The organism is Natronorubrum halobium (assembly GCF_051351675.1).
Classification (GTDB): domain Archaea; phylum Halobacteriota; class Halobacteria; order Halobacteriales; family Natrialbaceae; genus Natronorubrum.
Genome location: NZ_CP195596.1, coordinates 86,720 through 113,094, shown reverse-complemented (window position 1 = coordinate 113,094; position 26,375 = coordinate 86,720). Strand labels below are relative to the sequence as shown.

23 protein-coding genes are annotated in these 26,375 nt (G+C 62.1%); 6 read left to right on the top strand and 17 right to left on the bottom strand.

Features of this window, described 5'->3' with window-relative positions; all coding sequences use genetic code 11:
• Positions 1-27 precede the first annotated feature (27 nt).
• Positions 28-1,683 carry an aldehyde ferredoxin oxidoreductase family protein gene (locus ACSFC7_RS24520; protein WP_436348529.1) on the bottom strand — a complete coding sequence of 552 codons (1,656 nt, stop codon included), beginning with the start codon at positions 1,681-1,683 and terminating at the stop codon, positions 28-30.
• Between the two features lie 59 nt (positions 1,684-1,742).
• The gene (locus tag ACSFC7_RS24515) at positions 1,743-3,203 is read right to left on the bottom strand and encodes an acetyl-CoA hydrolase/transferase C-terminal domain-containing protein (protein ID WP_436348528.1); all 1,461 of its coding nucleotides are present in this window, start codon (positions 3,201-3,203) and stop codon (positions 1,743-1,745) included.
• Between the two features lie 281 nt (positions 3,204-3,484).
• Between ACSFC7_RS24515 and ACSFC7_RS24510 the strand changes: the two genes are divergently transcribed.
• The 3 genes from ACSFC7_RS24510 to ACSFC7_RS24500 all read left to right on the top strand — a co-directional run bounded on the left by ACSFC7_RS24510 (position 3,485) and on the right by ACSFC7_RS24500 (position 6,411).
• Positions 3,485-3,967 (top strand): DJ-1/PfpI family protein, encoded by a 483-nt coding sequence (locus ACSFC7_RS24510; RefSeq protein WP_436348527.1) that lies wholly within the window; start codon positions 3,485-3,487, stop codon positions 3,965-3,967.
• Positions 3,968-4,117: 150 nt separating this feature from the next.
• Positions 4,118-4,732, top strand: a complete 615-nt coding sequence (locus ACSFC7_RS24505; RefSeq protein WP_436348526.1) for a TetR/AcrR family transcriptional regulator — start codon at positions 4,118-4,120, stop codon at positions 4,730-4,732.
• A gap of 965 nt (positions 4,733-5,697) precedes the next feature.
• Positions 5,698-6,411 carry a fumarylacetoacetate hydrolase family protein gene (locus ACSFC7_RS24500; protein WP_436348525.1) on the top strand — a complete coding sequence of 238 codons (714 nt, stop codon included), beginning with the start codon at positions 5,698-5,700 and terminating at the stop codon, positions 6,409-6,411.
• Between the two features lie 92 nt (positions 6,412-6,503).
• Here the strand turns inward: ACSFC7_RS24500 and ACSFC7_RS24495 are convergent, their stop codons facing one another.
• Both ACSFC7_RS24495 and ACSFC7_RS24490 read right to left on the bottom strand, forming a co-directional pair.
• On the bottom strand, positions 6,504-7,460 hold the full coding sequence (locus ACSFC7_RS24495) for an electron transfer flavoprotein subunit alpha/FixB family protein (protein ID WP_436348524.1): 957 nt from the start codon (positions 7,458-7,460) through the stop codon (positions 6,504-6,506).
• Entirely contained in the window at positions 7,457-8,248 is a 792-nt protein-coding gene (locus ACSFC7_RS24490) for an electron transfer flavoprotein subunit beta/FixA family protein (RefSeq protein WP_436348523.1), read from the bottom strand. Before ACSFC7_RS24490 ends, ACSFC7_RS24495 begins: the two co-directional genes overlap by 4 nt.
• Before the next feature lie 216 nt (positions 8,249-8,464).
• Between ACSFC7_RS24490 and ACSFC7_RS24485 the strand changes: the two genes are divergently transcribed.
• The gene (locus ACSFC7_RS24485) at positions 8,465-9,256 is read left to right on the top strand and encodes an SDR family oxidoreductase (RefSeq protein WP_436348522.1); all 792 of its coding nucleotides are present in this window, start codon (positions 8,465-8,467) and stop codon (positions 9,254-9,256) included.
• 66 nt (positions 9,257-9,322) lie between these two features.
• On the opposite strand, the gene ACSFC7_RS24480 is transcribed toward ACSFC7_RS24485, so the two are convergent.
• The 6 genes from ACSFC7_RS24480 to ACSFC7_RS24455 form a co-directional block, all read right to left on the bottom strand.
• Positions 9,323-10,264 (bottom strand): DUF7260 family protein, encoded by a 942-nt coding sequence (locus ACSFC7_RS24480; RefSeq protein WP_436348521.1) that lies wholly within the window; start codon positions 10,262-10,264, stop codon positions 9,323-9,325.
• Positions 10,265-10,563: 299 nt separating this feature from the next.
• A complete protein-coding gene (locus ACSFC7_RS24475; RefSeq protein ID WP_436348520.1) occupies positions 10,564-11,838 on the bottom strand; it encodes an MFS transporter in 1,275 nt (424 codons plus the stop codon).
• Positions 11,839-11,965: 127 nt separating this feature from the next.
• Entirely contained in the window at positions 11,966-13,066 is a 1,101-nt protein-coding gene (locus ACSFC7_RS24470; protein ID WP_436348519.1) for an Ldh family oxidoreductase, read from the bottom strand.
• 298 nt (positions 13,067-13,364) lie between these two features.
• Positions 13,365-14,555, bottom strand: coding sequence for an FAD-dependent oxidoreductase (locus tag ACSFC7_RS24465; RefSeq protein WP_436348518.1), 1,191 nt, complete (start codon positions 14,553-14,555; stop codon positions 13,365-13,367).
• Between the two features lie 70 nt (positions 14,556-14,625).
• Positions 14,626-15,225 carry a thiamine pyrophosphate-dependent enzyme gene (locus ACSFC7_RS24460; RefSeq protein WP_436348517.1) on the bottom strand — a complete coding sequence of 200 codons (600 nt, stop codon included), beginning with the start codon at positions 15,223-15,225 and terminating at the stop codon, positions 14,626-14,628.
• Complete coding sequence (locus ACSFC7_RS24455) at positions 15,222-15,725, bottom strand: hypothetical protein (protein ID WP_436348516.1); 504 nt, start codon at positions 15,723-15,725, stop codon at positions 15,222-15,224. Before ACSFC7_RS24455 ends, ACSFC7_RS24460 begins: the two co-directional genes overlap by 4 nt.
• Positions 15,726-15,875: 150 nt before the next feature.
• Here ACSFC7_RS24455 and ACSFC7_RS24450 point away from each other — a divergent pair, with 150 nt between their 5' ends.
• Positions 15,876-17,351, top strand: a complete 1,476-nt coding sequence (locus tag ACSFC7_RS24450; protein WP_436348515.1) for an aldehyde dehydrogenase — start codon at positions 15,876-15,878, stop codon at positions 17,349-17,351.
• Between the two features lie 255 nt (positions 17,352-17,606).
• Here the strand turns inward: ACSFC7_RS24450 and tcuA are convergent, their stop codons facing one another.
• Complete coding sequence (tcuA, locus tag ACSFC7_RS24445; RefSeq protein WP_436348514.1) at positions 17,607-19,010, bottom strand: FAD-dependent tricarballylate dehydrogenase TcuA; 1,404 nt, start codon at positions 19,008-19,010, stop codon at positions 17,607-17,609.
• Positions 19,011-19,187: 177 nt separating this feature from the next.
• On the opposite strand from tcuA, the gene ACSFC7_RS24440 reads away from it, so the two are divergent.
• Complete coding sequence (locus tag ACSFC7_RS24440; protein WP_436348513.1) at positions 19,188-20,849, top strand: gamma-glutamyltransferase family protein; 1,662 nt, start codon at positions 19,188-19,190, stop codon at positions 20,847-20,849.
• Between the two features lie 448 nt (positions 20,850-21,297).
• Here the strand turns inward: ACSFC7_RS24440 and ACSFC7_RS24435 are convergent, their stop codons facing one another.
• The 6 genes from ACSFC7_RS24435 to ACSFC7_RS24410 all read right to left on the bottom strand — a co-directional run bounded on the left by ACSFC7_RS24435 (position 21,298) and on the right by ACSFC7_RS24410 (position 26,358).
• Positions 21,298-22,428 (bottom strand): MFS transporter, encoded by a 1,131-nt coding sequence (locus tag ACSFC7_RS24435; protein ID WP_436348717.1) that lies wholly within the window; start codon positions 22,426-22,428, stop codon positions 21,298-21,300.
• Positions 22,429-22,650: 222 nt separating this feature from the next.
• Positions 22,651-23,070 carry an acyl-CoA thioesterase gene (locus ACSFC7_RS24430; RefSeq protein WP_436348512.1) on the bottom strand — a complete coding sequence of 140 codons (420 nt, stop codon included), beginning with the start codon at positions 23,068-23,070 and terminating at the stop codon, positions 22,651-22,653.
• Positions 23,071-23,186: 116 nt separating this feature from the next.
• Positions 23,187-23,612: a universal stress protein gene (locus ACSFC7_RS24425; RefSeq protein WP_436348511.1), complete on the bottom strand. Its 426-nt coding sequence runs from the start codon at positions 23,610-23,612 to the stop codon at positions 23,187-23,189.
• A gap of 207 nt (positions 23,613-23,819) precedes the next feature.
• The gene (locus ACSFC7_RS24420) at positions 23,820-24,659 is read right to left on the bottom strand and encodes a DUF6282 family protein (protein WP_436348510.1); all 840 of its coding nucleotides are present in this window, start codon (positions 24,657-24,659) and stop codon (positions 23,820-23,822) included.
• Positions 24,656-25,717, bottom strand: a complete 1,062-nt coding sequence (locus tag ACSFC7_RS24415) for a hypothetical protein (RefSeq protein WP_436348509.1) — start codon at positions 25,715-25,717, stop codon at positions 24,656-24,658. Before ACSFC7_RS24415 ends, ACSFC7_RS24420 begins: the two co-directional genes overlap by 4 nt.
• Positions 25,717-26,358 (bottom strand): UGSC family (seleno)protein, encoded by a 642-nt coding sequence (locus tag ACSFC7_RS24410; protein WP_436348508.1) that lies wholly within the window; start codon positions 26,356-26,358, stop codon positions 25,717-25,719. Before ACSFC7_RS24410 ends, ACSFC7_RS24415 begins: the two co-directional genes overlap by 1 nt.
• Between the last annotated feature and the right edge of the window lie 17 nt (positions 26,359-26,375).

The window sequence follows — 26,375 nt, the reverse complement described above, 5'->3', positions numbered from 1 at the left end:
CCGTCTGTCGTCCGTTTCGAACTGCCGCTACTGGGTGGCCGCTGGAACGGTTCCATCCTCGTTCCATCCGCGCAGCTCGTAGTACTCGTCGAGGGCTGCCTCAAAGCCGGGAAGATCGTACGGCAGCGTATCGTCAGTTCGATCGAACCCGCGCTGGTTGTTGAATCGTCGTTCGTGTTCGACTGTCCTTGCACCGATTTCGAGTAAGTCCTCGTAGTCCGCGTCGAACGCCCTCTCGTACCGATCTTCGGATACGTAGAACGAAAACTGGCACAGGATACCGCTATCGTTGAGCGCCATTTTGTTCTCTCGCTCGATGAGCGGTGCTGCCTTCCCCTCGAGACCGTGGGATTCGAGGGCTTCTTCGCGGGGTAGCAGCGGATACTCCTTCGAGTAAAACCGCGCGTACATGTGGTCTGCCCCGAGGTTCGCGGTAGCGTAGCTCAACCCCTGGCCGTGCAGCTCACGGCCGTCGTGCGACGGAACTTCCATCCCCTTGACCGTCCAGTTCTCGACGCCGAGATCGGCGTGGATTCGATCGACACCTTCCGCGAGGATATCGCCTATGCCCTCTCGATAGGCGATTTTCTCTATGAGTTCGTGGATGAGGTCGTCGTCGCCAAACCCACCTTCCGACTCCAAGTAGGCGGCAATGGTGTTTCCTGCACTGATAGTGTCCATTCCCAACTGGTCACAGAGCTCATTAGACTTCATCACCGAAACGATATCGTCGACAAGGACGTTGCTCCCGAACGACATTGCGGTCTCGTGTTCCGGTCCGTCCGTCTCCATTCCAGTCTCTTCGTCCTTCGTCGGTACCTTGCATGCGAATGCACAGGCGGAACAGGTCCCTTTTTTATGCTTCTTTTCCGCGACGGCGTCACCGTCGATTCCGTCGATGCCCTCCTCGTAGGATTGGCGTTTGAAGTTCTCGGTCGGGAGAGCATTTCGTTGGCTCGAGAGCGCAGTCACAGAGTTCGTACCCGAACGCTTCATCTCGTGATCGTACGTTCGTGCTCGGTAATTGACCTCGTCTCGAACGTCGCCCAGGTCGATATCGAGTTCGGCGTCACCATCGAAGCTGATTGCCTTTACGTTCTTCGAGCCGAGGACGGCCCCGAGGCCGCCTCGGCCAAAGATGCGGCTGCCGGAGGTAATTATCGCCGCGTACCGAACGAGATTTTCCCCGGCAGGACCGGTGACGATGAGCTTGTTCTCACCTATTCCGTGGGTTTCCTGCATATAGTCGCCAGTTTCGGCCACCGTCGCTTCACTGAGTTCCGGGACGGGTTCGAACGTCACTTCGTCCTCGCTAATGTGGACGGCAAGGAGTTCGTCGCTCTCTCCGACGAACTCCACCGCACTGTAGCCGGTCTTCGCCATGGGCCGCGAGGTGAACCCACCGGCGTTCGAGGAGGCCATTCCGTCGGTCAGCGGCGACAGCGACGTCGCGTTCATTCGACCGGTAAAACTCATCGTCGTGGACTGCATCGGTCCGAGTGTGAAAAAGAGGCGGTTTTCGGGCCCGAACGGGTCCGCGTCGAACGGAATCCGGTCGTGCGCCAGTTTCGTTCCCAGTCCTCTTCCACCGATGAACCGCTCGCACTCGTCGGTGATGTTCGCTACCGTCGTTGTCCGATCGGTAACATCGATACTCAGAAGTGGGCCGTTGACATGGAGCATACCCACAACCTATACGTCGGCGACAATAAGTTCATCGGGATCAACGCCTCTCGACGAACTCAGTCAGTATTCTGCCACGAAAACGCCGACTCTAAATCGTGTGGAACGTGACCGCTACCGGCACAGGCCTGCTCGGTATACGACCGAAGATCGTCACGATAGCGTGGATGAGCGCACGATTCGATAAGTTCACTGGCTCGCTCACGAGGGTCAAGCCCGCGTAGATCCGCCACTCCCTGTTCCGTAACGACGACCGATAAATCGTGCTCGGTGTAATCGACGTGGGGAACCATCGGCTTGATCCGAGAGATTTCACCGTCAGCCGTCGTCGAGGAGAGGACGACGATACCCAGCAGACTGTTTCGCGTGAAGTCGCCGCCACCGCCGATTCCGTTGAGCAGACGAGAGCCGTTGATATGGGTGACGTTTGCGTGACCGTAGATGTCGATCTCTGCGACTGTATTGATGCTGACGACGCCGAACCGCTCGATCAACCCGGAATTATTCGATACTGACGTATTCCGGAGGACGATCCGGTCGGCGTACCGATCTATGTCGTCAAACAATCGCTCCGTTCCCGTAGCTGAGAGCGCGAGCGAAGTCGCACTCGCCGCCGAAACGACCCCGCTATCCAGGGCATCGAGCAAGCCGTCCTGGACCACTTCCCCGAAGTAGACGATCTCTCGATCCCGCAGCTCCATCGATTCAACCGCTTCCATCAACGTGTTCCCGATGCTACCAACACCGAACTGGAGCACTATCCGTCGGTCGAGGGCCGGGTTGTGATCGGCTTCCGTAACCAGAAACTCGAGAAGATTGCTCGCAATCGCGTCGTCGGTATCGTTCGGCGATCGGAACTCGTAGGGCGTATCCCGGCGAGATGATTGAACGACTCCGACGAGTTTCTCGGGATTGAACGTGACTCGAGCCGAGCCGATTCGTCCGTCCGGTTCCGTAAGCGGAAGTGTCGTTCGATCGGGCGGGAGTTCCCGCTGATAGACGTCGTGAAACGCCCGAACGTCCCGGGGAACCGTCTCGTTGACTTCAACGATGAGTCGATCTGCAGCGCTGACGAACGCGGGTACCTGCCCGATCGACGTAGACGGCACGAACCAGTTTTCGCCGACGGCGATCGCCTCGACCAGTGCGATGTCGGGCGAGCCGTAGTATCCAGTTTGTGCCTCGTCGCCGACGCGAGACAGGTGCCGGTCGTGGTAGGCGAGCGTTCCATCGTTTGCCGCAGTCGTGGACGAGTTCTGGGATTGATACGGAAACCGTCTGGTAACCATGCCTCGTCTCACGAGCTCGTCGTCGATCTCGGGGCCGACACTCCCGCCGCTAACGACCGTCAGCGATAGGTTTCGATCGCTTTCCGCCAGTGCGACGGGAACGGCTTTCGGATACCCAACACTTCCGAAGCCGCTGACCAACACCGTGTCGTCGTCACCGATTTCGTCCGCCGCAGTTGCCGCGTTACATCGGGGAACCTGCCCGTGCATGCGGTCTGAGGGAGCGGCCATTAGCTGTCAGCCCTCCGTGGCTGACCGCCATTCCCGACCCGATTTATATCGAGCAGTGAACACCGTGCGGCGGCTCGCAACCGGGGGCGTGCCGTTGTCGGTGAATACCGGGGGAAGTCGTCGGTAACTGAGGACAGCATATTCTCAGGTAAATCTCGAGATCACTTATATATTAGTGTCTCATACGGATATATTCCATTCCGATATCTCGCAATCAAAGAGCAACTACTCGTGTATTTCCTGAGGAGGCTGTTTTTTACTTGTCGATACATATATCCAGTATGAACGTTGTATTTTGCGTGTACGACGGAATAACCGCACTGGATTTCATCGGAATGTACGATCCATTCACACGTCTCGATCGAATGAATTTCATGCCCCTCGAGTGGGACGTCTGTGCTCGCTCAGAGTCGGTAACGTCGGATCACCTTACACTCAACGTGGACCGCCTTGAACCGGATCTCGGCGAATACGATCTCGTCTTCCTACCCGGCGGCTACACGAGTCGCGACCTCCGCCACGACGACGGGTTCCTCGAGTGGCTCCGAACGGCCGAAGGCTGTGAGTACAAGACCGCTGTCTGCATTGGAAGTCTGCTGCTTGGCGCGGCGGAATTCCTCGCTGGTCGACGGGCCACAACACATCCCAGCGCGTTCGAGACGCTCTCCGAGTACGCGACGGTCGTGGACGATCGAATCGTTCAAGCGGGAAACGTCATCACTGGAGGGAAGCGTACCCGATTTTACGAACGGCCTGATCGCTAAACCCGAGTCGAGCGGATAAAACGAGGCTCTTGAAGTGGGTTTCGGATAGATAACCAGCAAAAACGCCGTTCTACGTCGTTTGTCCGCTCTGCGATCGTCGGTGGCCGAGTGGAGCAATCAGTATATATGGCTCTTCTCCAAAGTCTGCCCATGGGCGGATCTGATACGGAAGTAACCTCCAAAGACACGCAAGAAGTGATCATGGAGGCCACGTTCCGTGCGATCAACACGCACGGATACAAGGACCTCAGACTGCGTGATATCGGAGACGAGATGGAGATGACTCGGCAGGTGATCCACTATCACTTCGACGGGAAATACGATCTCATGTCATCGTTTCTCGAGTACGTCATCGAGCAGTACGAGGGAAACGTCGAGGTAGACGAAGAGACGGATCCGCGGACGGAGCTCGATGCGCGTATCGAGCAGTGCCTCTTCGGACCGGAGTTCGACGAGTTCACGCACTGGGATCGCATGAAGGTCTACCACGAACTATTCGCATACGCCCAGAACGACGAGCAGCACCGCGAAATTTTCAACGAACACTACGAGCGGATTCACGAGAGCATCGTCGAAGTCGTCAAAGAAGGGATCGAACGGGGAGTATTTTGCGACGTCGACGCCGAGCACATGGGGCAACTTATTACGGATGTAATTCACGCCGCCCGTGGACGACGGATCTCTCTAGGCCACGAAGACGCACCCGAAGAAGCACGGCAAGCCATCGACGAGTTCATCCTCAATTCTCTGACTAATAACGAATAATATCGATACTCAGTATATACCTCCGACGGCATTTATCAGTTGAATGGTTTTAGCGAGTCGTTGGCTGGTACAGTAATGTTCGAACTGTTCACGTTCTTCCCCGACACGTAATCGACTATCGACCCACGAATTGCGAAGCCGATCGACTCGCATTTCGAGGCCGTAAAATTGCTTCTCAACGGGTTTCGGCCGACGTAGTCGAACAGGTGATCGATCCAATCGGGAAAATGCAGTCGGATGATCGGAGTCCACGACGAGAGATAGGTTTCAGCGGGGTCGTATTTCTCGAACACACCGTGTAGGAATACGGCGGCTCATTAGTTTCCGAACGTCTAAGCACTGCGACATCCATACCGGATTTCGAGTTCGAGGCTAGTACAGCGCATACTCAGGGCGACCGCCGCTACTCTCGACTCAACGATGGCGACCCGTGACGGCGTTGCCGTCCTCTGAATTCGACACCTTCAGGCGGTCTTTATAATATTTCACTCGAGGACGTCAGCGGATCTGAGAGGCTGTCAGATATCGATGGTCCCACTTTCAGGCCGCTCTGTGAGAGCGTTCTATGCCGAGCAAACAAAATCTCCACTTCCTCAGGACTGCACGACCGGCCGTATGCAGCCGGACGGCGAACGTCCGGGGCGTTACCGTCCGTTCCCTCACTTCTCAAGCCAGCTCAACTCGGTGGGTCTGTAGCCGCGAATTGGCAGTTTAAGTAATAGAATGTGTAATAGATAGATCAAACATCTCAAAGGATATCGGGCACCACTAATCGATGGGATCCGCTCTCCCGTCGCTTCCAAACGATCCGGCGCTGGATCCGACATGGGTGCGGGTCTAGTGCGCCCACTTGAAGCACGCGTCTCGTGACGGGAGGAGAGTTCGAATGGAGGGACGACACGTGCAGCCGAGTTACGTGAGCGACGACCGATAGAGCTACGTCAGGAGACACTGAACTATCAGTAATGCGACTCGCACGGATTTCGACTTCGGACGGAGTAGCTACCGGTCGGTACGAAGACGGCGTCGTTCACGCCGACGACGGAACCTACGAAATCGGTGTCGACGGCGACCTGCGTCCGCCCTGCGAGCCGTCGGCACTGTACTGCGTCGGTCGCAATTACGCAGATACCCTCGAGCAGATGGGGTTCGAAACGCCCGAGGAGCCCGACTTTTTCATCAAACCGCCCGCATCCCTGCTAGGGCACGAGGACCCGATTACGTACCCGGAGTTTACGAGCGAACTGACCTACGCCGGCGAACTCGCCGCCGTAATCGACGAGCGCTGCCACGACGTTCCAGTCGAGCAGGTTCCCGAGGTCGTCAGGGGGTACACGATCATGAACGACGTAGACGCCCTCGATCAGCAGGGTCGGACGCCGCGGAAAGCGTTCGACGGATCCGGGCCGCTCGGCCCGTGGATCGAGACGGATGTCGATCCGACCGGGATCGATATGTGGACCGACGTCAGCGGCGAGCGGCGACAGGAAGCGAACACCTCACAAATGTTGTTCGATCCCCACGAGGTCGTCTCGTACCTCTCGAAGCGATTCACCTTCCGTCCTGGCGACGTCGTCGCGTTCGGCAGTCCCGCAAATCCCGGACTCGTCGAGCCGGGTGACTCCATCGAAATTACGTACGAGAACGTCGGAACCCTCCGCAACGCTATCGTCGAGTAGCACGGATATGCTCGTCCGCCGCACGAGTAACAGAGAACGGACACGGTCGCACCCTTCGTTACGGGTGCAAGCCACCCGTTCGAACGACGCGCTTACCCGCCGAACTCTTCGGTGAGCGCCGGCACCACGTCGAAGAGGTCGTCGTGGATCGCGTAGTCGGCGATGTCCATGATCGGGGCGTTCGGATCCGTGTTGATCGCGACGATCGTATCCGAGCCCTTCATCCCGGCGACGTGCTGAACGGCGCCGGAGATCCCGATCGCGATGTAGACGTCGGGCGTGACGACCTTTCCGGACTGGCCGACCTGACGGTTCTTTGGCAGCCAGCCGTTGTCGACGATCGGTCGCGACGAGGAGACCGTCGCGTCGAGCGCGTCGGCGAGTTCTTCGATGATCGGAATGTTCTCCTCCTCTTCGATCCCACGGCCCACAGAGACGAGCACGTCGGCTTCGCTGATGTCGACGTCGCCGCCGGCGACCTCCTCGAATCCCGTTACTGTGGAGCCGACGGCGTCCTCGTCGATCTCGGCGTCGAAGGCTTCGATCGAGGCGTCGCCGGTGCCCTCCGCGGCGGGCCACTCGGCACCCCGGATCGTCGCGACGGCTGGACCCTCGAGTTCGTTGGTGGTCTCGACTTTGCCACCGTACATTTCGCGGGTGGCGATCAGGGTCTCGCCGTCGGTCTCGAGGCCGATGGTGTCGGTGACGACGGGGAGATCGAGCGCGTTGGCGATGGCGGGCGCGTAGTCGAGGCCGTTGACGCTGTTGGGCGTCAGGACGTACTGCGGGGCGAGTTCGTCGTAGAGTTGGGTGATCGCCTGCGTGTAGACGTCGTGGTTGAACTCCTCACCGTGGTCGATGGTGTGGATAGCGTCGACGCCCTCGCGGTTGACCTTCTCCACGAACTCGTCGACGGTGCCGCTGATGACCGCCAGGTGCAGGTCGCCGCCGGTCTCGTTGGCCAGCGCGCGGCCCGCGGTGATCGCCTCGAGACTGACGTCGCGCAGGTCGCCGCGGCGGTGTTCCGTGATTGCGAGGACGTCCGTCATGGCGCCACCCCCTTGTCGCGGAGCATGTCACCTAACTCGGAAGCGGTTTCTTCGGGGCTGCCCTCCCAGATCGTCGCGTCGCTCTCGCTTTCGGGCTCGTACATGTCCGTCAGCGTGAGGTCGGCGTCGATCGCGCTCTCGTCGACGCCGATGTCGGCGAGGCGCTGGACGTCGAGTTCCTTGCGCTGGGCCTGCCGGATGCCGCGCAGGCTCGCGTAGCGCGGCTCGTTGATCCCCGTCTGGATCGTCAGAACGGCCGGAAGTTCGATCTCGGTGAGCTCCTCGACGCCGCCCTCGAGTTCGCGGCGGACGGAGGCGACGTCGTCCTCGAAGGCGTGCTCGAGGTGGTTGACGACGGCGCCCCACTCGTAGCCGAGGTTCTCGGCGACGGAGACGCCGGTCGCGGCGAAGCTGTCGTCGCCGGCCTGGACGCCGGTCAGGACGAGGTCGGGATCCTCCGCCTCGACGACGGCGCTGAGGATCTCCGTTTTCGCGCCGACGTCGAGCAGGTCGACGCCCTCGAGGGAGTCGTCCCAGATGCGGACGGCGCGGTCGGCACCCTTGGCGAGCGCCTGGCGGATGGTCTGTTCACACTCTTCGGACCCGATGGTGACCGTGACGACTTCGTCGGCGACGCCCTCCTCTTGGAGCTGGACGGCTTCTTCGATGGCGTAGTCGTCCCACTCGTTGAGGTCGGCGCCGAGGTACTGATCGGCGATCTCAGTCCCCTCGATCTCGATCTCGTCTTCGACGGTCGCGACTTCTTTGACCGTAACAAGGATTTTCATCAGCTGGTTGTGCTAATTGCCGCTAACAGTATAAAGGATTACGATCGTCACAGAATTCGCTGCTCAGCGTGGCTATTCCACCAAGAGGGCGAGAGTCGACGAGTTAGTTCAGCGATCGTCGATCCGCTATCAGACCGGCCTCCGGAGAGCGGTCCAATAGCGGTCTTCCCGTTCACCGGACTCACGCTTAAGCTATCTCGGATCAACGTAGTCGGTATGGATCTGGATATCCGCGGGAACGCGGCACTGATCACCGCATCGAGCAGTGGACTGGGCAAGGTATCGGCCAAAGCGCTCGCACGGGAGGGCGTCGATGTCGTCATCAACGGTCGGGACGAAAAACGACTCGAGGATGCCGCGACGGAGATCGAAGCGGTTGCAACCGGGACGGTAATCACGCAGCCCGGCGATTTGACGGACGCAGACGACGTCGAAACGCTAGTCGAGCGGACGGTCTCGGAGTTCGGCCGACTCGACCATCTCGTGACGAGCGCCGGCGGCCCACCGAGAATGGGACCGCTGGACGCGACCGAGGAGGACTGGTACGACACGTTCGACCTGCTGGTCATGAGTGTCGTACGGCTGGTCCAGCACGCGGAACCGCATCTGGCGGCCGACAGCGGCGGAACGATCACCAACATCACTTCCCGGTCCGTCAAGCGGGCGAACCCGGGAAACGTACTCTCCAGTTCGATCCGCATGGCCGTCGTCGGGTTCGAGAAGACGCTCTCGAGGGAGCTCGCACCCGAAATCCGCGCGAACGCGGTACTTCCGGGCTCGCACGAGACGCCTCGAGTGACGGAATCGCTGGAGCGATCGGTCGAGGACGGAACGTACGACCGGATGGAGAACGCCCTCGCGGACAAAACCAGCTCGATTCCCGTAGATCGGCTGGGCGATCCCATGGAGACGGGCGATCTGGTCGCCTACCTCTCCTCACCGCGCTCCGGATTTATCAACGGACAGGCGATCGTCGTCGACGGAGGATCGATGGATTCGACGTTCTAACTGGAGACCGGTGGTCGGTGTGCGATTCGTTTCGGGTGTGAGTACCGCTGCAGGTCGACGCCCGAATCACCGATACGTAATCTCGTGATGCACCGCTTGCTGACGCGTCTCGAGTCGCGAATATCGTCGGATACAGGCGTCCAACACCGGAAAGTCGGTCTCGAGGTCCGCGTACAGGTAGGTTTGAACGAACAGCAAGTCGAGGTGCGGTCGAAACGTAGCCTCGGAGTGGATGTGACGCTGGCGAGTACAGAGCAATCGTTCGCACCGATCTTTCAACTGTGTCAACCGTCGCTCGTAATCGAAGAGTTCGGTGAGCGTGAAATCGGTCAGCGGCGGTTCGGCGTCGAGAGCGGATTCGATCTCTCGAAGGTGACGTTGCGCACGGTCGAGCGAATCGCGTTCGGCATCGATCGTTTGCAACAGTCGCTCGCGACGGAGACCGGCCTCGGTCGCCCGTTGTATCGCCGCTCGCTTTACCGGAAGCGAGAACTGATCGCCGTGGACGACGGCCGTCGCGACGTCCTCCGACAGTTCAGACGACATGTTATCGTACAACTGTTCGTCGTAAAACTGGTCGAAGTGATCCAGTTCCATGACGCTATCGCGGTAGGCGGCTCGAACGCTACCGAGTTCTCCCGCGACCGCGTTCGCCCGTCTCACGCCGACCAGCGGGAACCCAACGCCACCGTCGGTCGAGACGGGAATTGATTCGACCTCCGTCGTAAACCGGTGAAAGGCATCGCGCTCCCGAGTCAGTTGCTCGCGTTCTCGTTCGACGGCAGTTCTCGCTGCAGGAACGGAGCTACCGGCGACGAGCGTGCCGAGTTCGAAACGGGTGAGGTCGGCCGTCAGACCGGGTGACGGTGAGTGACCGTCCGACACCCAGACGAGCCAGACGACGAGAAGCCCCATCGTGACGAAGCCGAAACCGATCGGCGAACGCGTAGCGCTGCGTGCGGTTCGTGGACGAGCGACTCCGTCGGGAGGGGCGGTCGCGGTAGTCATTGAGTGTGTAGCCATTCTATGGTATTCAATATCACAGTTTCTGTGGGAGAGGTTACAGTAAGTGCCGACGGGCCGTCGACTACTCGGTCTCGGCCGACGAGTTCGGTAGTGTGGTCGGAGCGGGGATGTCATCCCATCGAATACCGCGTATCAGACCGACTCTCGAGACACCGGTCGACAGCTAGCGCTCCCACGAGGGGAGCTGCTGATGAGACGCTCGATCGTCCGACGGGTGTGCGATCGGTGTGAACGAGTACGATCGAAACGGAAGAACGGTCGATCCCGCGAAACGGCGGGCGTCAGTCGCCCGATTTCGCGTCCGGGAGATTCGGTTGCAGCCAGTCGGTCCGGTCGAGCGTGACGACCAGCCCCGCCGAGAGCGCCATTCCGATAGCCGCGAACCCGGCCAGCACGACGAAAAAGACCGCCGTCGAAAAGCCACCGAGGACGAATCCGCCGATGGCGATGCTCGCCGCACCGAAACCGAACTCGCCGAGGTAGGTGTATCCGTAGGAGAGCCCGCGAGTGTTGGCGGGCGTATGGACCGCGACGGCCTCCTGATAGAACGGCTGGATCGCGAACAGGAAGAATCCGAGCACGGCACAGAGGACGACGATTGGAATCAGTCCCATCGCCATAACGGGGATGAAAACGAGGGCGAGGACGGAGAGCACGCCGAAGATGGCGATCAGTCCCCGTTCGGCCGGAATTCGATCCGTGAGTTTCCCGCCGGCGTACTGGCCGGCCATCCCGATCACGAGGAGACCGACGTAAATGTAGTCCCCGGGTTCGATTCCCTCGAGACCGGCCGAGAGCGTCAGATCGTCCATCGCCGGCAGCCCGTGGAGAATCTCGGGAAGGTACGTGAGCATGCCCCGGTAGAAGAGCCCTTCGAAGGTCACGATGACGAAGACGGCGGCGAACGCGCTCGAGAACAGTATACGCGAATTCGACAGGAACTCGGAGAGCGACAGGGCGTCAGCGTTGCTGTCGTCGACGTCGTCCTCGGCCGCCGTCGAGTCGAAATCGGCCTGAAGTCCGTAGATCGCCGCAACGAAGCCCGGAATCGCCAGCAGTGCTGCGACGAGTTGCCATCGACCGACGACGATCAACAGCGTCGCCGCGGCGAACGGTCCGAGAGCGATACCGGCGTTCCCGGCGATACCGTGCCAGGCGAAGACGGTTCCACGTTCCTCGACGCCGGTGCTAATGAGCGCGAGACCCGCCGGATGGTAGACGCTCGCAGCGATCCCCCAGCAGATCAATCCGATCGCGATCGTGTAGATCGACGTCGAAAGCGCGAGGACGAGAAACGACGTGCTCATGCCGGCGAGACACAACAGGATCAGCCGTTTCGGTCCGAATCGATCCGCTAGAACGCCGCCCGGGAGGGCACCGAGTCCGAACGGAGCGTACCCTAACGCGACGATGATACCGAGCAGTGCGACCGAAACGTCGAACTCAGCGAGCCAGACGACGAGAAAGATCGGAATCGACGTTTCGAACCAGTGAACCAGCGAGTGACCGGCCATCGTAAATCCCGCAATCGCCCGATCATTTTCAGTAACATTCATGGCGGATGGGTGAAGTTCTCGTCGAAAACCACAGTTGCCGGTTATTTAGTGGTTGTGGAACCCGTTCGAATCGTTCGGGTATCGTGTCGGTTCCCGGCCTCGAGCGAACACGATAGTAACTCGCCAGTCACTGAAACGAGGCCGGAACGAGGGTCTCGTCGACCCCTTCGTCGCGGGCGAGGGCAGCGAGTGCCGCGGCGTCCGCGGACGAGAACGGAATCCCGTCGTCTCGGCACCGAGCGGTCGAGGCGTGCTCGGCTTCGCCCGGGAGCAGCGTCTCATCCCCCGCTGCAGCAGTACCCGGCGTGAGGTCGGCGGAGAAATCGGTCGAGCGAACGTACTCGGCGATCGCGTCCGCACGCTCGGCGATCCGTTCCGGGGACGTAACCGCCTCGAGGTCGACGACGAAGAACGTCGCGTGGTTCCCCCAGATGACGTCGGACATTCCCGAGACGGTTCCGTCTGCGACGTTCGCGGTCAACAGTTCGGTCATCACGCTGAGGTTGAACCCCTTGTACCCCGCCGTCCGGCCGCCGAGCGGAAAGATTGCACCGTCACCCGACTCTTCGAAGCGGACCGGATCGGTCATCGATTCGCCGGAGTCGGCGACCAGCCACTCGTCGGGGACCGACTCACCGCTGGCGGCTCGTTCCTTGATCTTGCCGTGGGCGACCTGCGCCGTCGAGAGGTCGGCGACGAGCGGGAACTCGAGCGCCCCGAACGTCGGGACGCCGATGGCGATCGGATTCGTCGAAAACCGACGTTGAGCGCTCCCGGGTGGCGCTACCCACGCGCTCCCCGGGTTGCTGACGAACCCGACGAACGCCATCCCCGACTCGCAGGCGCGCTCGGCGAACTCGCCGACGCGACCGATGTGCGAGACGCGCTTCAGGCTCACGAGTCCGATCCCGTGTTCGCTGGCGCGCTCGATCGCGGTATCGACGGCCAGTCGACCGGCGAGTTGGCCGTAGGCCAGGTTGCCGTCGACGAGCGCCCACGGCTCGCCCTCTCGCTCGATGCGCGGGACTGCGCTCGGTTCGATCTTTCCGTCCGTAATTTCGTCGGCGTACTTCGAGACGAGTTGCCGAACGCCGTGAGAACTGTGTCCGCGGAGGTCGGCCGTCACGAGCGACTCGGCGACGTCCGGCGCGAGCGAGCGGGGCGTATCGAGGGCGACGAGCAACGCTTCGGTGAACGGTTCGAGTACTGACTGCTGGACGCGAGGCATACTCCATTCGTTGCGAGAGTTTTTCAAATAGGTATCGCCTCCGACGAGTCGGTCACCCGACCCGTGAGCCGTCGTCGCGAGGAGGCTAGGCATCGATATCGTCGAAGAGACGGTCAACGAGGTGTTCCCTTCGCGATACCGACACGGTTACAGCGGGGCCGTCCGACGGCTCCCGTCTCCTCGCACTGGCGACGAGATCGGTGCGGGTCGCGCCATCCGCGGAACGCGGCTCGAGGCGCCCCGGAACGGTAGCTGACGATTCGCGACGTCGAGGGCCGACGTCTCGGACGCGATCCTGTCACTCGTCGATTGTTTCTGCGAGCCGCTCGGCGACGGCGAACTCCCCACCGACATCGATCGGTTTCGGGTCCGGCTCGAGGAGTTCCCGAACCAGCGACGCCGTTTCGGCCGCGGACCCCCACGAGAGGGTGACGCCGGCACCACCGTGACCGTAATTATGAACGACCGGCCGGCCGTCGATCCGCTCGCGTTCGAGGCGAACGCCCTCGCCATCGGGATCTCGAACCGGGCGATACCCGTATCGCCCCGAGAAGGCCGCTCCGCGAAGGTCCACGTCGGCGTAGGTCTCGAGGAGTTCCGCGTTCGTCTCGACGATTCGTGCGGGAACCGTGACGCCGTCGATCGTGCGGGTCGCGCCGTCGAGTTCACCCTCCCACCGATCACCGGGTCCAATATCCGCGACGATGCGACTCCCGCCGAGCACGAGGGCGTCCATGCGGGGATAGGCGTACACCTCGCCGGCGAGAGAGCGACCGATCTCCTCGTCGTCGGGGGTGTACTTGTACGAGAACATGCTTCCGGACGCATCCCGGACGGGCGGGAGTCCCTCGGCGATCACCTGGTGGCCGACCTCCACGTCGAACGGTCGCGGATCGTCGAACAGTTCCGTCGCCCGGACGCCCGTACAGTTCGCGAGCACGTCGGCCGAACACTCGAGGAATTCCCTCCGCGTGAGAGTGCGGTTCGTCACCGTGCCACCGATTGCACGGTAAAGGGCGTAACAGCGGCCGAGATAGGCCGGCATCTCCGCGAAGTAGGCGTCAAACCGCCACCCGAAGACGGCGGCGGCATCCGGTCGTCGGGGGTACGCCTCGAGGTCGGAGACGCGTTCGAACCCGTCGACGACAGTCGCGTAGTCGGGATCGGGACGATCCACCTCGTACAGGACGAAGTGCGGTTGACGACGGACGCCCATCGATCCGGCGTCGGCGAGAAGGCGAAAGACCGCCTGCGAGGTCCCGAAGACGCGGGGGAGATCACGCATCGTCACCGAAGCGGGCTGGACCGACGCTGCAGCGTACGGCGTCGCGAAGGCAGGGTCCGGGTCGCTTTCGAACGGAACTCGATCAGTGTACACCGTCGTGTCGTATCCGTACAACTCGAGATAGATCGCGGTGGAGATACCGACGACACCGCCGCCCAGGATCGCAACGGCTGGGGAGGAACTGTCGGACCTGTCCGGGCTCATACGCAATGTCGCCGGAAGCGCCACATAATCGCTTCGATCACGCGGCACAGTCGAACGGCGTCTCCGACCGTTACGCCGTCCCGTCGTCGTCGAGCAGCGCCGTCCGGAAGCGGTGTTTGCGGTAGGAGTGGGCGTAATCCGGGTCGGGATAGTCCTCGAGTTCGGTCGTGACCAGTCTGCAATTGACGAGTGCCGGTCCGGGATGCTCCATCGCGGCCTCGTAGGCGTCTTCCAGTTCGTCGAGCGACGCGACGTCGTAGCCGGCGAGCCCGCAGTCCTCGGCGACGGCGGCCAGATCGGTCTCGTCGGCCAGCGACGGCTGGCCGCCGGTCGTCGCGAACGCGCTGTTATCCATGACGACGATCACGAGGTTTTCCGGGTTCTGTCGCGAGACGGTCGTGAGCGAACCGAGCGACATCAGCAGGGAGCCGTCGCCGTCGAGGACCGTCACCTGCTCGTCCCGGCTGAGAGCGAGTCCGAGTCCGACCGACGTCGTCGTTCCCATCGCGCCCTTCATGTAGTAGTTCAGATCGCGGTCGTCGACCGCGGAGAGGGTCCAGGACGCGACGCCGAGGTTCGAGACGATCACGCCGTCGTCCGGGATCGTTTCGGTGATGACCGCCGTACAATCGTACTGCGTCGGATACGCGGATTTGTCTCGAGAACTCATGCTTCCGCCTCCGTGAGCGTGCGTTCGAGCAGCATCACGTACGGCTCCTCCATGGAGAACGCCGATCGAGCGCCCATCTCGATCCGACGCTCGACGTCGACGCCGTCGTGGAGACAGTGGTTGCGGATACCGATCGTATCCAACAGCTCCGGTAACGGATGCTCTGCGGGCCGATGAGCGAGGTTGTGGTCCCCGAGACCGCCGCGGTGAGTGACGATTCCGAGGAACGGAATGCGTGTCGGCTTGCTCAGCGAGCCCAGCGCGTTGAACGTGTTCACGAGCCCGCTCGATTGACAGATCAGTGCCCCGCGTCGGCCGCCCAGCCACGATCCCGAGAGGATGCCGACGGCTTCTTCTTCCCGTGCGATCGGAACGGCGTCGAAGTGGTCGTCCGCCTCGACGCGTTCGATCAGCTCTGACAGCGCCGTATCCGGGAGATAGGCGACGATATCGATATCAGCCTCTTTGAGGGATGAGATGGCTTGTGCTTCCCAGTCCATACGAAAATCATGTGAATTCTGCTATTTATATGTTTGTACACGTGAGACGCGGAACGACACCCCTGAAACGGATGCCGCGGCCGGCAAAAACCGTCCCTGACCGTGCCACACAGGGAAACAGTGAAGTGAGCGTAGCGGGAGAAACAACCAATGTCAACAGCAGATGACAGCCGTCTCTACATAGACGGCGAATTCGTCGAACCGTCGTCTGACGAGTGGTTCGGAAGCACCGACCCGTACACGGGCGACGACTGGATCAAGATTCCCCGCGGGGTCGAAGCCGACGTCGATCGAGCCGTCGCCGCCGCTCACGAGGCCGTGTTCCACAGCGAGTGGGCGGACCTCACCCAGACCGAACGGGGCGAGTACTTGTTCGAACTGGCCGACGTGCTCGAGGAGCGAGGCGACCGTCACGCCGAAATGGAAGTGCGAGACAACGGGAAGCCGATCCGGGAGATGCGCGGTCAGCACGAAGCGATTCCCGACTGGTACCGCTACTACGGCGGTCTCGCGGACAAGATTCACGGCGACACGATCTCGGTCCACAAGCCGGACAAACACGTCTACACCGAGAAGGAGCCGGTCGGCGTCGTCGGCGCGATCACGCCGTGGAACTCGCCGACGATGCTGGTGACGTGGAAGCTCGCGCCGGCGCTCGCGGCCGGCAACGCCGTCGTCCTCAAGCCCGACGAGAAGACGTCCGCGTCGGCGCTGGCTCTCGCCGAGGCGGTCGACGAGGCCGGTTTCCCCGACGGCGTCGTCAACGTCGTCACTGGATACGGGAGCGAGGCCGGTGAGGCACTCGTGAGCCACGAACTCGTGGACAAGATCAGCTTCACGGGCGGGTCGGAGACCGGCTCGTACATCGCGAGTCAGGCGGGAAAGACGTTCAAACAGACCTCGATGGAACTCGGTGGCAAGAGCCCGAACATCGTCTTCCCCGATGCGAACCTCAAGAACGCCCTCAACGGCGCGCTCGCCGGCATATTCTCGGCGACCGGCCAGTCCTGTTCCGCGGGCTCGCGGCTGCTCCTCCACGAGGACATCCACGACGAGTTCGTCGAGGAACTCGCGGCGCGGGCCGAACGGATCGAACTCGGCGATCCGAGCGATCCGAACACCGAGATGGGGCCGCTGGCCTCCGACGATCAATTCGAGACCGTCGAGTCGTACGTCAGTATTGCGAAAGAGGCGGGATCGACGCTCGTGACCGGCGGCGACCCGGTGACCATCGACGGCTGCGACCGGTTCTTCCAGCCGACGATTTTCACCGACGTCGACAACGCCGACCGCCTCGCCCAGGAGGAGGTCTTCGGTCCGGTGCTCGCCGTCATCGAATTCGGCTCGGAAGCGGAAGCCGTCGAAATCGCGAACGACGTGGATTTCGGCCTCGCAGGCGGCGTCTGGACCGAAGATATCCGCCGAGCGCATCGGGTGAGTTCGGCCATCCGCGCCGGTCGAATCTGGGTCAACAACTACGGGAACTCGAGTTTCACCGCGCCCCAAGGCGGCTACAAGGAGAGCGGCTGGGGGCGTGAAAACGGCGTGGACGGGATCGAGGAGTACCTCGAAACGAAGACGGTCTGGATCGAACTCGACGAAGGGACGGACGACAAGTTCGCGTAACGGTCCGCCGACGTTCGACCGCCTTTTGATGCGCTTTCGGAGACGGTTTTGAGGCAATCGACGACCGATTCGTCGGTCGATCACGGTACCAAAACGACGAAGCGACGCGAACCCAGCGGCGGGAACCGACTGGTGAGAGACGGATCTATCGACGGAATACGCCCGTAGAAACGAGAACGAGTGGCGGAAAGCGACGGTCGGAGAGATGCCAGTCGGTCCTCGCGACGGTGCGGGCTATCGAGCGGATCGATCGGGTTACTGCTCGAGGTACTCGGTTGCGGTTTCGGCGGCGACCTTGCCGAAGACCGCGGCGTTCGTCAGGCCGGTGCCGCCGGGGTAGTTGTTGTAGAACAACCCGCCGGTGACGTTGCCGGCGCCGTACAGGCCGGGAATGACGGAGTCGGTGGTGTCGAGCACCTCCGCCTCGGGAGTGATGGCGATGCCGCCGAAGGCGAACGTCATCCCGCCGGTAACGGGGTAGCCGGTGTACGGCGGTTCGTCCAGCGGGAGCGCCCAGTTGGATTTCGGCAGGTCGAGGCCCTCGGTGCTGTTCCCGTCGAGGACTTCGGCGTCGTGATCGTCGATCGAGTTCGACTCGCAGGCGGCGTTGTACTCCTCGACGGTTTCGACGGCTTGCTCGACGTTCTCGATATCGACGCGGTGTGCGAGCGATTCGATCGAGTCGGCGGTGATCGCCCGGGAGGGGCCCATGTGTGCGACATCGTCGACGACCTTCGAATCGACGATGATGAACGCCTCGTGGTGGGGCTGTTCGAAGATCCGCCGGCCGAATTTCGCGTACGTGTGCGCTCGTGCGTCCTCTCCCTCGTCGACGAACCGTTCGCCGTCGTGGTTGAGAATGAGCCCGTACTGGTAGCCGTCGATGCGGGTGATGCCGCCCTCGACGTCGGGAGAGCCGGCGTCGATCAGCGCCATGTGGGCGTCGCCCCACTCGCCGTCGGACTTCGCACCGACGTCCATCGCGGCTTCGATGACCTCGCCGGTGTTGTAACGACTCCCGCGGACTTTCATGTTTCCGTAGCCCGGACCGTAGTACCGCGTCCGCTTCTCCTTGCTCGAGCCGTAGTCCCCGGCTGCCAGGATCGTCGCGTCGGCTTCGAAACGGGTCCGCTGGCCGTCGACGAACGCCTCCATGCCGGCCGCGGAGCCGTCGTCGCCCCGGATCACGTCTCTGGCGTCGGCCTTGTAGAAGATCTCGACCCCCTTCTCCTCGAGAATGGGGACGAGTTCGTCGATCATCTCCTCGCCGTCGAGCCAGACGCGACCGGCGGTGTAGCCGGGATGGGGCGCCTGGTACTCCCACTCGACGCCGTGGGCGGTCAGCCACTCGAACATCTCGGCGGCCTCCTGCGTGACCACTTCTGCCAGATCCGGGTCCGCCCGGTAGTGGGTCACTTTCATGATGTCCGAGTAGAAGTCCGCGGCCGTGTAGTCCTCGACGTTGAACTCGGCGTCGAGGTCGATGTCTGCCGTCGGGATGCGGAACGACTCGGTGAACTGCGTGTGTCCGCCGCGGTTTTCCTTCGGTGCCTTCTCCAGAAGCGCGACTGACAGATCCTGTTCCGCTGCGCGGAGCCCTGCGGTGATGCCGGCGATACCACAGCCGACGATAACGACGTCATACTCTTTGCGTTGCATATGAGCTACCACAGAATTCTCATGAAGAATCTTAGTGGTATCGGTTCGGGTGACGCTCGGACCCGAACCGTCCGTTTCCCATAAACACGGCGCACAATACAGCGATCCGACCGGTGCGATGCCGCGTAAATTGCCGGTACAACGAGATTTAGGCGTGAGGGTTTACAGCGATGTCCCATGGATATCGATCTTGACCGGTTCACGTCGAGACGATCAACGGTACACGCGAACCGCGGCATGGTCGCGACGAGCCAACCGCTCGCGGCCGAAGCGGGACTCGAAATACTTCGAGACGGCGGGAACGCCTTCGACGCCGCCGTCGCGACGGCCGCGGCGCTCAACGTCGTCGAACCGACGTCGACCGGACTCGGGGGCGATGTCTTCGCGCTCTACCGGACGGCGGACGGCGACGTCGGGGCGATGCGCTCGTGCGGCGGTGCACCCGCCGACGCGACGATCGACACCGTCCGAGATGCGCTGGAATCCGAGGATGACCTCTCCCGGTACTACCCTGAAGAGAGGGGGTACGCCGTCGACGAGTCGGCTACCGGCGACTCGGTCGAAATGCCGTTCCTCGGACCCCACGCGGTGACCGTTCCCGGAACGGCTCGAGGCTGGGAAGCGACCGTCCAGCGCTTCGGCGAGAAGACGCTCGCTGACGCCCTCGAGCCGGCGATTCACTACGCGACGGAGGGGTATCCGGTCTCCGAAGTGATCGCCCACGACTGGACGGGAGCCGAGGAGCTGTTCACCGACGACCACGCTCGCGAGGCGTACCTCGTGAACGGCAGGAGTCCGACGGCGGGCGAGACGGTGACGTTGCCGCGTCTCGGCGACTCGATGCGATCGATCGCCGAACGCGGGGCCGACATCGTCTACGAGGGAGCGATCGCCGAAGCGATCGCCGACGAAGTGCAGTCGAAGGGCGGCGTTCTGACGGTCGACGATCTCGCGGCGTTCGAACCCGAGTTCCTCGACCCGGTTTCGACGACGTACAACGGATCGGAGATCTACGAGTTGCCCCCGAACAATCAGGGACTGATCGCACTCGAGGCGCTCAACATCGCCGAGGAGATCGGTGCCGGCGAGCACCCGTACGACTCGCCGGAGCGGACGCACGCGCTCGTCGAGTCGCTGAAGCTCGCGTTCGCCGACGGACACCGCTACATCACGGACCCCGAGTACGAGGAGATCCCGCCGCTGGGCTCGAAGGCGTACGCGGCCGAACGAGCGACCGCGATCGGCGACTCGCCGATTCGAGATCCCGCAGTCGGCGTGCCGAACGCCAACGCGGAGGACGCCGACACCGTCTTGCTGTCCGTCGCTGACGAGGAGGGCAACGTCGTCTCGTTCATCAACTCCCGTTTCGCCGGCTTCGGCAGCGGCCTCGTCGCCGGGGACACCGGAATCGCCCTGCAGAATCGCGGGGCCTCGTTCTCGCTCGATCCGGATCACCCGAACAGTCTCGAGCCGGGCAAGCGACCGTTCCACACGCTGATCCCGGCCCTCGCCAACTTCGGCGAGGACGACTGGGCGGCGTTCGGCGTGATGGGCGGCTACATGCAACCGCAGGGACACCTCCAGATCATCTCGAATCTCGTCGATTACGACGTGCCGCTGCAGGCGGCGCTCGACGCACCGCGGTGGCGATACCGCGAGTCGGGAACGCTCGGCGTCGAGGAACGGCTGCCGAATCAGACGAAGCTCGCCCGAAAGGGCCACGACGTCGGCGTCCTCCCGCCGTCGATGTTCGGCGGCGCACAGATCGTCCGGAAGCGGGGAGACACGCTATCCGGCGCGACGGAGCCGCGCAAAGACGGTACCGTCACCGGCTACTGAGCCGGAATACCCGTCACCCGTGACGACAGCGACGCCGCGAACGCGGGTGTCAGGGCCAACGCGATAGAGTGCGGTAGCCCGTTGACTCGGCTGTCCTCATCGTGCGCGACGAGGAATCCGATCGAACCGACCGTCCGACGGAACTCATACTCGAGTACGTCTCTCCGACGGGATCCAGATCCAGCGTCCTGCTCGCGAGTGACAGCTCGTCGCGGCGATCGACGCGACCGACGGCGACGTAATCGCCGTCGCCGAGCCGGCCGTCGAGCGGGCGCTCGAACGGCTCCATCAGAACGGGTTTTACGTGGAACCGACGTCCGCGAGCGCGCTCGAACGATACCGAGCGACGGATCAACTCGACTCGGCGGACGACGTCGTCCTCCCGTTGACGGGAAGCGAATTGAACGGCGCGTGATCGCGAGACGCCTGCGAGCGATCGGCCGTTCTATCAATAGTCGGACGTGACGCGGAGAGAGATGACGAGGGCGACCAACGTCAGTCCCGCCAGCAGGAAGAACGCCTCGTCGAAGTAATCCATGTCAGCAAGGGTCCCGACGAGCGTCGGACTGAGCGCCCCGACCGCCATGTACGTCGTCCGGAGCGTTCCCAGCCCGGTGTTCTGTATGTCTTCGGGAAGCCCGCCCGTCATGAACGTCAACGTGATCGCACTGTAGCCCAGAACGCCGCTGAGCGGGATCGTCACGAGTACGATACTCCAGAATCCGTCCACGAGCGGGAGCGCGATCAGTCCGAGCATCAGCGCGGTAAGCATCGCACGGAGCGGTTTTTGGGCGCCGAATCGGTCGTAAGCCGTCCCCGAAAGTGGCTTTACGACGACCCCGAGCGCGAAGAAGAACCCGAAGAGCGCGCTCGCCGTCGTCGGATGGAGCCCCTTTATCTCGATGAGGTAGGTGGGGTAGAACCCGGTCAGCGCCTGCCAGACGCAGTAGATGAGAATCTGGATGGTCGCCATCACGAGGATCGAAGGCTGCATGATCTCCGAGTAAATGTAGCGAATCGTGTCGGTAGACATGGAGTCGACCGCCGTCGATTCGGACGTCTTCGCCGGCACGAACAGCCAGAGACCGATCGCGGTGAGAGCGAACATCGGAACGGCCATACCGAGGCCGTACTGCCAGGCGAACACCGTCGCGACGAACGCGGCGATCGGCGGGAGCAACGTGTTGCCCATGTCTCCGGCACCCATCGTCATCCCGATCGCCGCCCCATCGTGTTTCGGGTAGAGGTGATTCAACGACGTGAACCGTGCGACCCCGTACAGGGCGGTCGTGAGGCCGAAGAGGATCGTCGCGACGAAGAGTAACACCACCGACTGAGCGGTGACGATCAGCAGGATCATTCCGACCGAGACGAGGGAGCTGATCATCATGATTCGACCCTCGCCGACCCGATCGGCCAGCACTCCGCCCGGGAGTTGCCCGATCGCGTACGCGAGCCAGAGCGCGGTCAGCAGTAATCCGGCCGTGGAGAGGTTCATTCCGTACGTCGTGCGGATATGTGGGAGTAACACCGGGTAGACCATCCGGACACCCAGCGAGAAGAACCAGCCGGCAGCGATGGTGACGAGAATGATCCCGCGTCCATCACTCCAGAGGATTCGCAGCGTGTGCCGAATATCCGAGAATATTTTCGCGGTCAGTATGAGCCACCTATCTACCGTTTCGTGTTCACTCTTATCAACCCACTCAACCGAGAAGATATTGCCGAGACCGACCGCCCGGGAGTCGGAGGGACGATCGCTCAAGCCGGCGTCGACCGATCTGCGAAGCGGATGCAGTCGTTACGGTTCGCAATAATCGGTCCATCCCTCGCGGTCGCGGATCGCACGTCGCCACGCGTCGGGTATCGGTCGTGATTCGTCTCCACTCCCGCCGTACCGAACCTGTACCGTCGTCGCCGTCGCGACCGTCGTTCCATCGGCCCGGCGAACGTCGTACTCCATGGTGAGACTCGAGGTCCCGATCTCGGTAACGGCCGTGTCGACGCGAATCGAATCGGCGTACTCGACCGGCTCGACGAAGTCGATCGAGATGTGGACGACCACGGTATCGAGCGTGCTCATGTCCGCTCCGATGACGTCGCGGTAGTAGGCGGCTCGCGTTTCACCGAGGTACTCGGCGTAAACGGGATGATTGACGTGACCGTTCCGGTCGATATCGCGGAGCCGAACCGACGGCTCGAACGTGTACGAGGCGTTCACGAACGATCGATCGTGGCCCGTAGACAAAAGTATACCCGCTACCCGGATATCTCAACGGACTACCGCTAGTCGACCGACCGTTCCGATGCGCGCTCGGACGTGAGAGCGGAGACGTCCTACTCTCTCGCCGTCACGACCGGCTGGCTCGCGTTGATGATGACGCTCTGGGCGACGCTGCCGAAGATCGCCTTCCCGGTCGGCGACCGCTTTCGTGGACTCAACACGATGTAGTCTGCGTCCTGTTCGGTCGCGTACCGGCGTATCTCGCTGGACGCATCGCCGACGAGTCCGACCGCCGTGTACGGCTGGTCGAGATCACTGGCGGCTTCGTCGGCGATCTCTGCGGCCAGTTCTCGCACCTCGTCGACCTCGAGGGCTTCGTTTTCCGTCTCGACGGTAGTCCGTTCCAGACCGACGAATTCGCTGGTACTGAGGACGTGCAGGACGTGGATCTCCGTGTCGAACGCTCGAGCCAGTTTCGCTGCCTCCCGGACGACGTACGTGGATCGGTCCGAGCGATCGACTGCTGCGAGTATTGACATACGCTCTGTATATCCCGAGGCGTTATTATTGTTTTCCCGCGTCGGACTCGAGCAGCGCCTCCGTCGGCCGTCGTACAGTGCTCGCTCGGGTCCACCCGGACCGACTGCTCGGCGCTGTCGGACCGCTCGACACCGTCAGCGCTGCTGGCGAGTGAGAGAGAAAGCCGATAACGCATTCCCCACACGTGGAAAACGACTGGGAGAGCGTCAGTAGGGCTCGGCGAGGAGCGCTCGAGGGAGGTCGCGGTACATGTGCTCGAGGTCGGCGTCGGAGATCCCTTGCGCTCGGAGTTCGTCGACGAACGTTCGGAAGGCGTCCGGTGGTGAGGCGTTATCGGGCTGGCCGTGATCGGTCGAGAGGAGACACTGATCGACGCCGATCGCTTCGATGCTGCGCGTCATCTCCGGAATACCGATATCGTCCTTGACGACGGGGAGATAGCACTTCTCGATGTACGCGCCGCGGTCCGCCAGTTCGACCTGGTCCTCCGTCGAAAGGCCCATGAACGCGGAGTCCGCGTGCGTGATCAGGTACGGGATATCGTAGCCCCGCTCCTCGATCAGATCGAGGATGGCGAACGTCTCCTCGCGATCCAGGTGACCGTTTCCGAGGATGACGTCCCGGTCGGCCGCGGCGATCGTTTCGATGACCGAGACGATGTCGGGCTTCACCGTTCCGTCGTCGTCCGTCGCGACGAGGTGCTGTCCCGAGAACGGGAAGTTGCGGTGACTCGTATCGAAGTTCGCGGCGCTGAACGTCGGCAGCCAGACGACGCTAGCACCCGTTTCGACCGCCAGTTCGACGGCGGAGGGATTGAACCCGCCGACGAACGTGTTGAGCGCGACCGACGAGTAGATATCGACGTCGGGAACGGCTGCGGCCGCGATCGTCGCGGCCTGAAACGAATTGCCGAAGTGGCTCTTCACGAGGAAGCCCCCCATCCCGGCCGCCTCGACCCGTTCGGCGAGTTCGATGATATCGTGCTTGCGGTCCCAGAGGGACGGCTCCGCGTGGACGTGGATGTCGATCGCACCGTCGATCCTCACGCCGAATCACCGCCGTCGATGCGCTTCGAAACGGAGCGGGTTTCGCCGAACGAGTGAAGCGCCATCGAGTGTTTACCGGCACCACCGGCGACGATGACGTTCACGTCGTCGGGATCTTCGACCAGCGGGATCATCGCGTCGACGTCGTCGGTTTCGAATCGCGGGTGCCACGTGTAGTTTTCGGTGATACCGACGGTCCGGAGTTTCTCGAGTTCGTTGCGGGCCTGATCATAGAGGTACCACTGGACGTCCTCGCGGGACCAGTCGTCTCGAGCGATCGTGTCCGCGTGTTCCGGCCCGAGCACGACAGTGATCTCGCCGTGCGTGTGGTGGGTGTTGTTGTTCCCGACCGTCGCGAACACGTCCGCCGCCGTCGTCAGGATCCCGGACGCGGTTTCGTTGACGTGGTCGTTGATCTCGTGGGGAGCCTCCACACCCATCACGGTCACGACGCTCTCGTCCTCGTCGTATCCGCGTTGGACGTGGAACGGCTCCCAAGGGTTTCGTTTCTCGTTCTCCGCGATACAGAAGCTGAACTTGCCGGGATGGCCGTGGGTCGCTCGATCCATATCGCCGGGGGCGCCCCCGCCGACGTTGGTCAGGAGCAGTCGAATCGCGCGGCCGATCGTGCTGTTCGCCTGCCAGCCCTGGCCGAAGACGTTGTAGCCGTAGTTGATGTTCAACTCCTCGACGATCGGACCGTTGACGACGACCAACGGGGCGACCGGATGCGTCGTCGCGTTGATCCCGTAGAGGTTGAACTGCTCTTCGGTCATCGCCTCGAGAGCGGCGATCAGCACCGGCATGTACTCCGGCTCACAGCCGGCCATGACGGCGTTGATAGCGACCTTCTCGACGGTGGCGTCACCGTATTTCGGCGGCACGACGCCCAGTTTCTCGTCCGGATCATGACCGGTCCCCTCAAGCATCGATTCGACGCGGTCGAGAGTCGGCGGCACGACCGGGAGCCCGTCGGTCTTGCCCCGGATGTACAGTTTGCGGTTGACAGCATCGAAATCGCCGTCGATCTCGATGATATCTGATTCGAGTTCGGTCATCAGATCGGGCAGTAAAGGTCCGACTCGTTCAGTTCCTCGTCCGCATCGAGATACTTGTTCTCGTACTCCGCCATCAGTTGCTCGCGATCGGTCGTGAGAACCGTGACAAGTTCGGGAACGGCGTTACGAGCCCGCTCGTGAACGGCTTCCTCGCGGAGGTCACCCATCGGATGCGGAATCGTCACGATCGGCAGTCCAGGCATTCCGAGCGATTGGGACTCGGATTGGCCGAGCTTGACGAATTCGTCGGTGTTGATCGTCGCGACCGGCGTTCCCTTTTTCTCGAGATCGGTGCTGTCGTAGACGCACCACGACGTACACGATCCGCAGTCACCGTACGCATTGACGACTGCATCGCACTGACTGTGCAGTTGATCCGCGAGGTCGTCGGCCGGAATCGGGCTCTTATCCTTCCGCCTGTAGACGGTGTCCTCGACGCCGTACTCCTCGACGAGTACGGTCCCGATCTCGTCCAGTAACACGTTCGCGTTACTCTTGGAGTTGTCGAGGAGACCGATCGTTGTTCCATCGAGGCTGTCCACGCGAGGTGCGATTCCGTGCGAGGAAACGGTGACGCTTCCGGTCGGGTCCAGTACTTCGATGACGTTCGTCCCGTCATCGGTTCCGTTTTCAGAACTCATACCTTGGGGATATCTAT